A 12,225-nucleotide genomic window follows, 5' to 3' on the forward strand; every position below is an offset into this window, starting at 1 on the left:
GATGTAAAGATTAGCGCGAGAGGCTACCATGACGATCTTTCTGATCCTTGCCCCCTATGGCGCCTTCACCATGTTGATGCTGGTGACGTCGGCGACTGTGAGCCTGTTTACGGCGGCAGCGATCTGCGTCGCCGTTATCGCGTTCGACATCGTGCGCGGACGCTCGATCAAGATCCTCGGCGCCGGCTCGGTGATCGTGTTTACCGCGGTCGGCGGCTACCTCGCTGTCGTCGATCCCGCCCTCAGCAATTCCACCGTCAAGTTCGCCGTCGATACCGGCATTTTCCTGATCTCCCTGATGTCGATCGTGATCCGCCGCCCCTTCACGCTGCAATACGCGCGCGAGGTGGTCGATGCCGAGACGGCAAAGCAGCCCGGTTTCATGAAGGCCAACTACCTGATCACCCTGGCCTGGACCGCCGCGTCGTTGCTGATGATGGCTGGCAACATCGCGATGATCTATGTGCCGAACCTGCCGTTGTGGTCGGGACTTCTGATTGCGTTTGCGGCGCGCAACAGCGCCGTCTATTTTACCAAATGGTATCCCGAGTATCGCAAGGCCAGGTACGGAACGCCGCCGGCCAACGCGCTGCCCGGCATCAACTAAAACCACTTCAACCCACACTCTCAGAGAGCAGGACGATGAAGGACGTATTCGCCAGACTGGCCGCCGATTTTTTCTCCACCATCCTGTTTCTTGCGATCTATCTTGCGACCGACAATGTCCTGCTCGCGACCGGCGTGGCGATCGCAGGCGCGATCGCCCAGGTGATCTATTCGCGCATCAAGGGCAAGCCGCTCGGCTACATGACCTACGCCAGCCTGGCGCTGGTGATCGTGCTCGGCAGTGCGACGCTTCTGACCCACGACCCGCGCTTCGTGCTGGCGAAACCCGCGATCGGGCATTTCGCCATCGGCGCCATCATGCTCAAGCGCGGATGGATGCTGCGCTATCTGCCGGCGATCGTGATCGAAACCATTCCGGAATACGCTACTCTCGCCGGCTACGCGTGGGCTGCGTTGATGTTCGTGCTCGGCGCCGGCACGATCGGCGTCGCGATGACCGGCGACATGAAGCTGTGGACGTTCTATGTCACGGTCGTGCTGGTCGGCGCCAAGCTCGCCGCCTTCGCTGTGCAATATGTCGCCTTCCGCCTGCTGATCGGCAGCCGCCTGCGCGCCGCCGCCCGCGCCTAATAGCCACGAGACAAGACGGTTGGGCTTGAGCGGCGAGATAGGCTATACCGCGCTGCAAGCTTGGCGATCCCAGAACCATTCCGGTTGCTGGGACATGTTGGGGAGACCGAAATGGCCGTGGACGGAAACTGGAATATCACCATGAGCACGCCGATGGGCGAGCGCAAGGCGACGCTCAACGTGACGAGCGCCGGCGGCACACTGACGGGCACGCAAGGCGCCGAGGGCAATTCCGGCGAAATCTTCGACGGCACCGTTGCCGGTGACGACGTCTCCTGGAAGATCTCCATCACCAACCCGATGCCGCTGACGCTCGCCTTCACCGGCAAGGTTGCCGGCGACAGCATGTCCGGCGAAATGGGCATCGGTCCGATGGGCAGCTTTCCGTTCTCGGGAACGCGGGCCTGATCGGTTTCTGAGAAAGCAGCTGCGCATCCTCCTCTCTCAAACGGGTCGCCGGCACGCGTTGCCGGCGACCCTTTTTCTGGCCTCTACGCCAACCAGGCAATGAACTGCAGTTGAAGACCGCGGCCGAACACCGCGCAGATATGCCCGTTGACGGCGAAATATATTGCCAACACAATCAAAGCGTAAGGTGCCGGTCGTTCATCTGGATGAACCGATATGACGACAAACAGCACAGCCCGAAGATACCAGCGCGTCGTCGCGATCCTGATTGGTCTTGCGGCTGCTGTCGGCGGCGGGACAAGTATTGCCCAGACCCGCGTCATCGAGCCCGTGCCGGTGAAATGGAAATTGAGCGACGACTTCGAGAAAAGCAGGGATGCCCGGACCAACATCAGCGGCGCGGCATGCTTTACGTTCAAAACCTGCGTCGCCGTCAATGACGAGAAGAAATATGCGCAGTTCTTTGCCATCAATGGCACGGAGATCAGGCCTGGAAAAGTCATCCGCCTGATCGACGATCAGGCCAGCGGCAACCCGGACGCGGAGGGTGCGGCCTACGACAACGGTTTCTTCTACATCACCGGCTCCCATGGGCGCGGTCGCCACCATCCCGAAAAGAATGACGACCTCAGCTACCTTGTGTTCCGATTTGCCATCGATACCACGACCGGCGCGCCACCCTTCCACATCTCGGAGGACAAGGTGGTAGGCGTTGAGTCATCGTCCAGGCTGCGCGAGGTCATCAAGGACGAGCTGCCCAAATTCTACGACAAGCCGCTCGACGACAACGGCGCCAACGTCGAGGGAATCGCCGTCAAGGACGGACGAATGTATCTCGGGTTCCGCGGTCCTTCCGTGGACGGCGACGCGTTTCTGATCTCCGTCGATGCAGAAGCGGTTTTTACCGCGCACAAGGCGCTGGATGCACGGCTGATACCGCTGAAGCTCGGCACCGACACCGGCGTCAGGGATCTCGCTGCGGTATCAAATGGGCTGCTGATCCTTAGCGGTCCCGTCAATGACCAGACGGTAACGCCAGCCGTCCGTCTCTTGAATCCGGCAACCGAAAAGCTGGGACAGCCCACGGAATTGGCCGTCGCCGACAAGACAGCCAAGGCCGAGACCTTGCTGATCCTGAAGGACGAGGCCGGCCAGCCGTGGCGCGCGCTGGTTATGTTCGACGGACCGGAGAACGGTGCCCCGACGGAATATCTAATTCCGCGCTAGCTGTTCCCCCTCACCCCAGATTCAATTCCTTGAAGAAGTCGTTGCCCTTGTCGTCGATGATGATGAAGGCCGGGAAATCCTCGACCTCGATGCGCCAGATCGCTTCCATGCCGAGTTCGGGATATTCCAGCACCTCGACCTTCTTGATGCAGTGCTCGGCGAGGTTGGCCGCGGCACCGCCGATCGAGCCGAGATAGAAGCCGCCGTGCTTCTTGCAGGCCTCGCGGACCGCGACCGCGCGGTTGCCCTTGGCCACCATCACCATCGATCCGCCGGCCGCCTGAAACTGGTCGACAAAGGAATCCATCCGTCCCGCGGTGGTCGGACCAAACGCGCCGGAAGCGTAGCCGTCCGGGGTCTTGGCTGGACCCGCGTAGTACACCGGATGGTTCTTGAAATACTCCGGCAGCGGCTCGCCCTTCTCCAGCCGCTCGCGCAGCTTGGCATGGGCGGAATCGCGCGCCACGATCATGGTGCCCGACATCGACACCCGCGTCTTGATTGGATGCTTTGCGAGCGTCGACAGAATGTCCTTCATCGGCTGGTTGAGGTCGATCTTGACCACTTCACCGCCGAGCGACTGTTCGACCGCCGGTAAATACTGCGCCGGGTTGTGCTCGAGCTCCTCGAGATAGACGCCGTCTTTGGTAATTTTGCCGAGCACCTGGCGGTCCGCCGAGCAGGACACGCCGAGCCCGATCGGCAGCGATGCGCCATGGCGCGGCATCCGGATCACGCGCACGTCGTGGCAGAAATACTTGCCGCCGAACTGCGCACCGACGCCGAGCGACTGCGTCATCTTCAGGATCTCCTGCTCCATCTCCAGATCGCGGAAGGCGTTGCCATCAGGCGAGCCATGGGTCGGCAACGCATCGAGATAGCGCGCCGATGCGAGCTTCACGGTTTTCATGCACAGTTCGGCCGAGGTGCCGCCGATCACGATGGCGAGGTGATAGGGTGGGCACGCCGCGGTGCCGAGCGTCAGCACCTTCTCCTTCAGGAACGCCAGCAGGCGATCCTTGGTCAGCACCGAGGGCGTCGCTTGGAACAGAAAACTCTTGTTGGCGGAGCCGCCGCCCTTGGCCATGAACATGAACTTGTAGGCGTCATCACCCTCAGCGTAGATCTCGCACTGCGCCGGCATGTTGTTGGCGGTGTTCTTTTCCTCATACATCGTCAGCGGCGCCACCTGCGAATAGCGCAGGTTACGGCGCAAGTAAGCGTCGCGCGCGCCCTCCGACAGCGCCGCCTCGTCGTCGCCGTCGGTGATGACGTTGCAGCCCTTCTTGCCCATGATGATCGCGGTGCCGGTGTCCTGGCACATCGGCAGCACGCCGCCGGCGGCGATGTTGGCGTTCTTCAGGAAGTCGAAAGCGACGAACTTGTCGTTGTCAGAGGCTTCCTTGTCTTCCAGGATGTTGCGCAGCTGCTTCAGATGCCCGGGCCGCAGATAGTGATTGATGTCGCCGAAGGCGGCCTCCGAAAGCGCCCGCAGCGCCTCGCGCGACACCACCAGCATGTCCTTGCCCAACACCTTCTCGACCCGCACGCCCTCGGTGGTGACCTTCTTGTAGGGGGTGGTGTCCGCCCCCAGCGGAAACAGCGGCGTGTGCTTGTAGGGCGGAACGGGCTTCTGGTCGGGAAAGGCGGAGGGGGCGTTCATGGGCAGGGCTCGCAGGGTTGAGGTGCCGGAAACGTCCGCAGACGCCGCCCGGCGATAGACCCGTTCTAAGCACTTTTGGGACAAATGGAAGGTTTTGGCGGCACCCAAATCTGGTCCGTCATGCCCCGGCGTGGGGCGGCAGGACGCACGCGGCGCTTCTGCGCGGCGCGCTTTCGCTGCGTATTGACGTGTTCGTGCAGACCCTGCATGAAACTTCCCGCGCGCGTTTCAATACTGTGGGGGTATTCATGACAAAAAGACTGCGCAACCACGCCGTATCGGGCATGCGGGCGGCGGGCCTCGCGGCCGCGTTGATGTTGCTGGCCGCCCTCGCCGCCTCGCCGGCGCGGGCCGACCGCTGCGAGGATACCGCCAAGCAATTGGCCGGCGCGATCGACGGCCTCAAGGTCGGCATCTCCGCCGCCAACTACATCTACCTGTCGCATCCGGCAGCCAAGGAGCTGTCGCTCGGCTGCCGCGGCCAGAATTTCTCGATCGAGCTTTATGCCAAGACGGACCGGAAGCCGAAGCCGGAGTTTTTCAATCTCGTCGCGTCCGCGGCCGCCGTCATCTTTACCGTGCCGAAGGACGATACCGCGACCGGCACCGCGCGCTGCATCAAGCGCATGGGCATTTTGCGCGGCGACAAGGTCTCCATGCGCTTTCGCCGGCTCAACATGGAATGCTCGCGCACCAAGACCGAGGCCTCGATCGTGGTGACCCGCGACAAGGACGAGTAATCCGGACGCGGGCCGCCTCGGACCATCCGGACACTTGTAATGAAATCGCACGCCTCCCGTTCACCATCGGCCGGGATTGGCGGCGATGCGCCGGGATTGACGGTGCGGATTCACCACTCGTTCGTTTCAACCGGCCAGTGTCGGAAGCAACCAAAAGGATGTTTCCGATGAGTATCTCTGCTGTCGCCGCTCCGGTGGCGGTCACCCCGCCCGTCGCCAGCGCGCCGCCCCAGGCGCCCGCGAAAACCCCCGACGTGCAGAACGGCGCCGCGGCCGACGGCACCCGCACGCCGCAGCCGACGCTGGTGGCCGCGCTGCCGCCCGGACAGGGCACGCGGGTCGACCAGCTGGCATAACTTCCGCTCCGCCACAGCGCGTCTGCGGCCGGAACCCGGCGCCGCAAGCTTGCCGGAAAACCGCGCCACCATGCCGCCCGTGAGCGAACGGGATCGCGCATGATCGCCAAGCTCTTGCTGCAGAATACCCTCTTCGTCCTCGCCTTGGGCGCGCTGCTGTTTGCGGCGTCGGGTTCGCTGCACTGGCCTGCGGCGTGGGTGTTCCTGGTTACCAGCGCGATCACCGGTCCGGCCTGCGGACTATGGCTCGCCCGCACCGATCCGGCGCTGCTCGCCGAGCGCTTGCGGCCGACCTTTCAGGCCGGTCAGCCCGCCGCCGACAAGAAGTTCATGCTGATATTCGTCGCTGTGGCGCTGGTCTGGCTCATCGCCATCGGAATGGACCGACGCGCACACGCCTCGAACGTGCCGCAAGCCCTGCAGGTGATCGGCTTCGCGATGTACCTGCTTTCGACGGTTTTCGTCATGTGGGTATTTCGCGAAAACTCCTTCGCGGCCCCCGTGGTCAGGGTGCAGGCCGAGCGCGGCCACCATGTCATCTCGACCGGACCCTACGCGGTAGTGCGCCATCCCATGTATGGCAGCATCATGCTGTTCTTCGTTGGCGTGCCGCTGCTGCTGGGCTCGTGGTGGGGTCTGCTGATCACGCCGGTGTTTGCCGTGCTGTTTGCCGTTCGCACCGGGATCGAGGAGCGCGCGCTGGTGGCCGACCTGCCCGATTATGCTGACTACGCTGCGCGCGTGCGCTATCGTCTGCTGCCCGGACTGTGGTGAGCGGAAACAGGGTGGTTACCTATGCCTCATGGGGTTACACATGCCCGATAGCAAGACCTATACCGGCGGCTGCCATTGCGGCCAGGTGCGCTTCGAATGCACCACCGACATGGCCATGGTGACCGCGTGCAACTGCTCGATCTGCACCAAGAAAGGCCTGCACTTCACTTTTCTGGCGCCATCGAGTTTTCAGCTTCGCGCCGGCGAGGACAATCTGCGGGAATACCTGTTCAACAAGCACGCCATCCGCCATCAACTCTGCCTCGACTGCGGCGTCGACGTCTTCGCCCGCGGCAAGAAACCCGATGGCACCGACGTGATCGCGCTGAACGTCTCCTGCATCGACGGCATTGACCTGTCGAAGCTGACGATGACGCCGATCGACGGAAGGAACAGGTGACGGCCGCCGCGTCACCGGTGTGCTCCCTCGCCCCGCCCTTGCGGGGAGAGGCCCAGCAGTCGGGATGCCGCGCTACCCATCCAGCGCGTTGTACCTTCTAAAAATCCCGTCCTCGTTGAACGCGATCCGCCGGTCGCTGGCGAGATAGGCCTTGATGTTCGGCCGCGCCGCGACGCGGTCGTGCAGGCCGACCAGACCGGGGATTTCGCGCTCGAAAGCCTTCATGCGCCGGGGAAACGCGTAGCGCAGCCCCTCGACGATCTGGAATAGCGACAGATCGACATAAGTGAGCCGGCGGCCGGTTACGTAGGCGCCGCCGTTGGCCGCCAGCAGCTCTTCGAAATAGCCGAGATATTTTGGCACCCGCGTCTTCCAGAACTCTTCGCTGCGCTTCTTCGCCGGCGCCTTCTGCTCCTCGTAATAGAGCGAGGGGCCGAGCGGGTGATGGGTGTCGTGAATTTCCAGCACCAGATCCGATATCGTGAGCTGCAACTGATGCACCCACAATTTGCCGGCCTCCGCCTTCGGCGCCAGGGCGTGGCGCGAGCCGAGATAGAGCAGGATATTGGCGGTCTGCCCGATCACGAGCTTGCCCGCCTTCAGGAACGGTGGCGCGAACGGCGGAGTTGCCACGCCCTTGCCCTTCCCGATTGCCATCAGCTTCATCATCGCAGCCGTGCCGTTGCCGCGGCGTGCGACATCGGTGTAGCCGGCGCCGGCCTCCTCCAGCGCGAGGCGGACATATTCGCCGCGGCCCTGAATGGTCGGCCAGTAGTAGAGCTCGTAATGCATCGACGACGCCTCCGACTTCAATTCTGTTCGAACCCCTCGGAGCATGTTACCTTGCTTCGGCTTTGGAAATCGAATTTTCAGCAGGACGGGAGAACGGGATGGCGGACGACAAGAAAAAACGCGGCGGCATGGATCGCGCGCTGATCGCACTGAGCGAAGCGTATGAAGTCTCCTACTGGTCGAAGAAGTTGAAGATCACGCCGGCCAAACTGAAGGCCGCGGTCAAGAAGGTCGGGCATTCCGCGAAAAAAGTGGAAGCCTATATCAAGCTGCAAAAGCACAAGGCCGCCGACCGGGCGCTGATCGCGTTGAGCCAGCCCTATGAAGTTCGCTACTGGTCGAAGAAGTTCAAGGTCACGCCGGCCAGGCTGAAGGCGGCGGTCGGCGCCGTCGGACATTCGTCGAAGAAGGTCGGCGAATATCTCACCGGCAAGAAGGCGACCAAGAAGAAGGCCCCCAAGAAGGCTGTGAAGAAAACGGCCAGGAGAACCGTGAGGAAGACTGTCAAGAAGACCGTCAAGAAAGCCGCGAAGAAGAGCGTAAAGAAAAAGGCCGCCTGACAGGCGACCTTTCTCGGCAGGCTTAGGACCGTTCGCTTCAGCGCGCCGTCGACCAGGGCGGCGGCTTAAGCGGCGGCAGTTGCGCCGTGCCCGTTTCATCGCGGTTTCGAGTGAAGCGGATATCGATTCACGTCGGGAAAACGCGTCAAAACGAAAGACTAGTAACCGCAGCAGCGCGGTGCGACCGGGACGTAGTAGGTGCGGGCCGGTGCCACCATTTCGACGCGCTCCTGGGTCGCGTATTCCGGAGCGGTCCGCTCGTAAGCGACGCCTTCAGGGGCAACCATCACGGTCTGCGGCACCATTACGGTGCGGTACTGCGCGGGCGTACGATGGGCGATGACGCGGCCGGGCGACACCATCACGGTCTCCTGCACGGTCCGGTACTGCGCCGGGGCGACCTGCTGCTGATATTGCGGCTGCTCGCAGCAGGGCTGCGGCGGCGCGTAGCATGAGTAGCAGCCGGCCGAAGCTGCGGTCGGAATGGCGGCGGCGACAAGCACGGTGGCAAAGGCGGCGGCAATAACGCGAGACATGATAATTCCTGCTGGCTTGAGAAAATTCGTCAATCGAAGTTGCACACAACCCCGTCTGGCCGAATGATCTAGCCGAGCCCCATCTCGCGTCAACTTGAGATGGAAATTTACCTTGATGAAGATCGCTAACGACTCGTAAAAAGCGGCGTGGGCAGCGTACCCAAACGACACCCACCGTCATTCCGGGGCGATGCGCAGCATCGAACTACGATGTGCTATTGCACATCGGAGAATCTCGAGATTCCCCGATGCGCAATTGCGCATCTGAGGTCTGGCGCTAAAGCACCATCCCGGAATGACTTCTTTAATTCGCCGCGAAGCAGTACATTAGGCCGTCGCCGCCGGTGCTCTTGAAATCAGCCTGCGAGCAGCCGCCGTCCGTTCCGCGCGAGGGGTGCGACGAGTTCCAGGATTTCGAGGCGTCGTCGTCGCGCAGGCCGAGGCGGTCGATATGTCCGAGCATGGCGGCGCCTTGCGTCGAGCTCGTCCAGTTCTTGCAGGTGCGATCCTCGCCGGCCGCGAACGCCGTGCCGTCGGGTTGCGATCCCGTCAGCGCGTCATGGCGGTTCGGCGTATCGCCGCGGCCGTTGACGACTTCGCCCTTTTCGTTGAGCGCGGTCTGCTTGGTAAGACCGTTGGCGCCGTGCAGCTCGGCGACGTCCTTGGCGATCACGACGCCCTTGGCATTCTGCCACGGCCCCTTGCCGATACGGTCGCGCGCATTCACGGCGGGCTTGCCGTCCGCGGCCTGGGTCGAAAGATACGCGCGCCACGTATTGGCGCCCGCGCCGGCGGCCTGCGCCAAGGTCTGGCATTGATTGTCGGCACCGGCGAGACCGCCGAGATTGCCGCCATTGCCGATACCAACGCTGGTCACGAAGAAACTGGTAGCAGCCGATTGCGCCTGCGCCGGCTGCGCGGCGACAAATGCGATCGCGGCAAGGGCTGCGGCCGGCGCCATGATCCTGGCAAAATTGTTCATCTGGTTCCTCCGGTTTGTTTTTGGTTCGCCGTCATTCAACCCGCGACCGCACTTATTATTCCGGTCGGGCCACGGCGAAATGAATCAGGTGCAACGCGTCAAAAGAAAACGGCGCCGCGGAACGAACCGCAGCGCCGTTGCCTTCGTCGTCAGGCAATCCATCAGTTGGTCTGCTGGATCGCCGAGAGTTCCCAGTTACCGCCGCGCCGACGTGCGAAGGTCCAGACTTCGGTAGCCTCGATCGGCGTGTCGCTGCCGGCGACCAGACGGCCGGTGCCGCGCTCCAGCGTCTTGTCGACCAGCGAGAAGCGCATCGCGACGCTCGCATAGTCGGTCTCGCCTTCGCGCCAGGCTTCCGCGAGGTCGCCCTGCAGCAGCTTGACGTTGGACACCTTGTTGACGTCGTTCTGGGCCTTGTTCTCCTCGAGATCCTTGGAGAAGTAGGACACCATCTCGGGCGTCGCGAGCGTATTCAGTTTGGCGATATCCTCGTCCGACCACGCGGCCTGGATCTCGCCGAGCAGCCGCTCGAACGCTTCATAGTCGGCGGGCAGGATTTCGAGCGGCGCGCTGCCCGTTCCGAGCCCAAAGCCCATTCCGGAGCGGAAGCTGTTCTGCGCCGCGGCAGGGCCCGGTGCAGGCCCGCCGGCATAGGCCGCCGCCGGGGTATGGCGGCGCTGCCACCACGACATCGCCAGCCGCACCACGATGATGATCAGGCCTATCTGCAGGATCAGGCCGAAGATCGACGACAGGCCGCCGAGGCCGGAGAACATCCCGCCGCCGAACAGCATGCCGAGCAGGCCGGCGCCCAGGAAGCCAGCGGCAAGACCGCCAAGCAGGCCGGGCCGGTTGAAGAACCCGCCTTTGGCCGCGCCGGCCGCGGCCGGTGCGCCCATTCCGGGGCTGCCCGGCTGGGTAAAGGTACGATTCATCGGTGCGGCCGTGCCCGGCGCGGTGGTCGTGCTGGGGGGCGCCGAGAAGGTCCGCGATCCCCGCGAACCGGAACTGCCGCCGCCGCCAATGCGGGCGTCAGCCGACGAGATCGCGATCACCAGCGGAACCGCCAGTGACAGGACGACGGCGATGGCCCGAACAATTCCGCGCATATGCGTGAAATTCATGTTTGTTTCCTCAATCCCCGGCATGGGGAAGCGCCCCTAAGATGGGCAGAGCTGCCTAAAAGTGAAGCCACTATCGATAGAGGCGGCTGCGGCCCTCAGTCGCGGGGATGTGACGATTTTGCCGGAACCGGCTCCACGCTGTGCCATGGATCGGACCGCGGGGATACCCGCAAGCGGGCTGATTAGCCGGCGGACCGCTCGGATTCACCCCTCACGGGTGAATTCGGGTCGGACAGCGAGAGAATGTTTAGCGCCATGCGGCCGATCGGCGAAGCGTCGGCGCTCTCGCCGGCCGCCAGCGCGAGTTGCATCGCATGCGCCCCGAGTTCGCACATCGCCTGCGTGGCGACATCGCCGCGGCGGAGGCATTCCTTAGCGAGGAATTCGAACTGGGCGCGAGCCTGGCGCAATGTTTCCTTCGGCACGATGGCGCGCGTTTCATCGGCGAGCGAATTCCCGCCACCGGCGAGAACGGGAGCCAGGTTGCCTTGCGATTCGTCCCGGCCGGAATCGAAGCGATTGCCGTCGTTTCGTTCGGGTTCGGCGCCCAATTGGCTGATCCGCTCGAAGGTCGATCGCAGCTCCGCCCGTTTGACCTCGAGCGCCTCGATCTGTTCCCGGAGTGCTGCGGATTCACGTTCGGAATCGACGCGCGATGCAACAAGCGCATCCTCGCGCGACTTGAGTTGGGACTGCAGCTCTTCACGTTCACGCTCAAAGGCACGCCGCAGTTCGGCGACTTCCTCTTCGCGTCGTTGCAGCTCGGCCGCAATCTCTGCCCGTTCGTGTTCGAACACGCGGCGTTGTTGCTCGACTTCCTTGGCGCTGACATCCGCGGCCGCCATCAGCGCCAGGCGGTCCTGGTCGAATGCCACGCGAAGTTCGGTCACGGCGCTTTCGTGCGTCTCCGATGCCGTCGCGGACTGATCCAGTTCACGTTGTAACTCTTGGCTGAGTTCGAGCAGTTCCGCTTCCCGCCTCTCGAGCGCCGTCCTGAGCGAATCCCGTTCCGACAGGATAAAGCCGGCGACGTTCACATGTCCTTCGATATCGTCCTTGAGGCGCCCGCATTCCGCTTCCAGCGAATCGGTATGTTGCGTCAGCGTTTCGTACTTGTAGCGCCAGAGCTGCTCCTCATCGGAGGCGGCGGAAGCCCGGGCCGTCAGGGTTTCGAGCAGTTCAGCTGCCCGAAGCAGATATTTGGAGTTGTGTCCGTTGGACATCAGATCGGCAAAACGGCGCAGAAAATGCGCCGCCGCGGCGGCGTCGGGCGTCTCGGCGTCGATGGCGGGATCTGTGATCAAGCTAGCCTTCCATCAACCATCGCCGCACGAAGCCGGCACATCGACGTGGCCCCGCGCACCCTGCTTCGCTCAGAACGGCAGATGTATGATCGCGCGAATGTTCCGGTTCAAGAGCGAGAACGACCGATGGACCGCCCGTCAAACAACAAACCGTGAGTCGCC

Annotated in this window: 16 protein-coding genes; 10 read left to right on the forward strand and 6 right to left on the reverse strand. The window is 63.1% G+C overall.

Features of this window, described 5'->3' with window-relative positions; translation table 11 throughout:
• Positions 1–28 precede the first annotated feature (28 nt).
• The 4 genes from FFI89_RS22280 to FFI89_RS22295 all read left to right on the forward strand — a co-directional run bounded on the left by FFI89_RS22280 (position 29) and on the right by FFI89_RS22295 (position 2,832).
• Positions 29–607: a hypothetical protein gene (locus FFI89_RS22280; protein ID WP_138829772.1), complete on the forward strand. Its 579-nt coding sequence runs from the start codon at positions 29–31 to the stop codon at positions 605–607.
• A 35-nt stretch (positions 608–642) separates the two neighbouring features.
• A complete protein-coding gene (locus FFI89_RS22285; protein WP_138829773.1) occupies positions 643–1,197 on the forward strand; it encodes an inner membrane-spanning protein YciB in 555 nt (184 codons plus the stop codon).
• 111 nt (positions 1,198–1,308) lie between these two features.
• Positions 1,309–1,605, forward strand: a complete 297-nt coding sequence (locus FFI89_RS22290; RefSeq protein ID WP_138829774.1) for a hypothetical protein — start codon at positions 1,309–1,311, stop codon at positions 1,603–1,605.
• A gap of 216 nt (positions 1,606–1,821) precedes the next feature.
• Entirely contained in the window at positions 1,822–2,832 is a 1,011-nt protein-coding gene (locus tag FFI89_RS22295; protein WP_138829775.1) for a DUF3616 domain-containing protein, read from the forward strand.
• A 10-nt stretch (positions 2,833–2,842) separates the two neighbouring features.
• Here FFI89_RS22295 and FFI89_RS22300 read toward each other — a convergent pair whose 3' ends face one another.
• Positions 2,843–4,495: a fumarate hydratase gene (locus FFI89_RS22300; RefSeq protein ID WP_138829776.1), complete on the reverse strand. Its 1,653-nt coding sequence runs from the start codon at positions 4,493–4,495 to the stop codon at positions 2,843–2,845.
• A gap of 248 nt (positions 4,496–4,743) precedes the next feature.
• On the opposite strand from FFI89_RS22300, the gene FFI89_RS22305 reads away from it, so the two are divergent.
• The 4 genes from FFI89_RS22305 (at position 4,744) to FFI89_RS22320 (ending at position 6,765) form a co-directional block, all read left to right on the forward strand.
• A complete protein-coding gene (locus FFI89_RS22305; protein WP_371721553.1) occupies positions 4,744–5,235 on the forward strand; it encodes a hypothetical protein in 492 nt (163 codons plus the stop codon).
• A gap of 167 nt (positions 5,236–5,402) precedes the next feature.
• Positions 5,403–5,591, forward strand: a complete 189-nt coding sequence (locus FFI89_RS22310; protein WP_138829777.1) for a hypothetical protein — start codon at positions 5,403–5,405, stop codon at positions 5,589–5,591.
• 99 nt (positions 5,592–5,690) lie between these two features.
• Positions 5,691–6,365: an isoprenylcysteine carboxylmethyltransferase family protein gene (locus FFI89_RS22315; protein ID WP_138829778.1), complete on the forward strand. Its 675-nt coding sequence runs from the start codon at positions 5,691–5,693 to the stop codon at positions 6,363–6,365.
• 40 nt (positions 6,366–6,405) lie between these two features.
• Entirely contained in the window at positions 6,406–6,765 is a 360-nt protein-coding gene (locus FFI89_RS22320; protein WP_138829779.1) for a GFA family protein, read from the forward strand.
• Between the two features lie 72 nt (positions 6,766–6,837).
• Here FFI89_RS22320 and FFI89_RS22325 read toward each other — a convergent pair whose 3' ends face one another.
• Positions 6,838–7,557, reverse strand: coding sequence for a glutathione S-transferase (locus FFI89_RS22325; RefSeq protein WP_138829780.1), 720 nt, complete (start codon positions 7,555–7,557; stop codon positions 6,838–6,840).
• A gap of 98 nt (positions 7,558–7,655) precedes the next feature.
• Between FFI89_RS22325 and FFI89_RS22330 the strand changes: the two genes are divergently transcribed.
• The gene (locus FFI89_RS22330) at positions 7,656–8,117 is read left to right on the forward strand and encodes a DUF3606 domain-containing protein (RefSeq protein WP_138829781.1); all 462 of its coding nucleotides are present in this window, start codon (positions 7,656–7,658) and stop codon (positions 8,115–8,117) included.
• A gap of 158 nt (positions 8,118–8,275) precedes the next feature.
• Here the strand turns inward: FFI89_RS22330 and FFI89_RS22335 are convergent, their stop codons facing one another.
• The 4 genes from FFI89_RS22335 to FFI89_RS22355 form a co-directional block, all read right to left on the reverse strand.
• Complete coding sequence (locus FFI89_RS22335) at positions 8,276–8,653, reverse strand: hypothetical protein (RefSeq protein WP_168212993.1); 378 nt, start codon at positions 8,651–8,653, stop codon at positions 8,276–8,278.
• A gap of 304 nt (positions 8,654–8,957) precedes the next feature.
• Positions 8,958–9,614 carry a lectin gene (locus tag FFI89_RS22345; RefSeq protein ID WP_371722524.1) on the reverse strand — a complete coding sequence of 219 codons (657 nt, stop codon included), beginning with the start codon at positions 9,612–9,614 and terminating at the stop codon, positions 8,958–8,960.
• A 182-nt stretch (positions 9,615–9,796) separates the two neighbouring features.
• Positions 9,797–10,759 (reverse strand): Tim44-like domain-containing protein, encoded by a 963-nt coding sequence (locus FFI89_RS22350; RefSeq protein WP_246669228.1) that lies wholly within the window; start codon positions 10,757–10,759, stop codon positions 9,797–9,799.
• A gap of 182 nt (positions 10,760–10,941) precedes the next feature.
• Positions 10,942–11,796 carry a hypothetical protein gene (locus FFI89_RS22355; RefSeq protein ID WP_138829784.1) on the reverse strand — a complete coding sequence of 285 codons (855 nt, stop codon included), beginning with the start codon at positions 11,794–11,796 and terminating at the stop codon, positions 10,942–10,944.
• Between FFI89_RS22355 and FFI89_RS22360 the strand changes: the two genes are divergently transcribed.
• Positions 11,797–12,219: a hypothetical protein gene (locus tag FFI89_RS22360; protein ID WP_138829785.1), complete on the forward strand. Its 423-nt coding sequence runs from the start codon at positions 11,797–11,799 to the stop codon at positions 12,217–12,219.
• Positions 12,220–12,225: the final 6 nt, after the last annotated feature.

The sequence above is a fragment of the Bradyrhizobium sp. KBS0727 genome (genome assembly GCF_005937885.2).
In the GTDB taxonomy this organism is placed as follows: domain Bacteria; phylum Pseudomonadota; class Alphaproteobacteria; order Rhizobiales; family Xanthobacteraceae; genus Bradyrhizobium.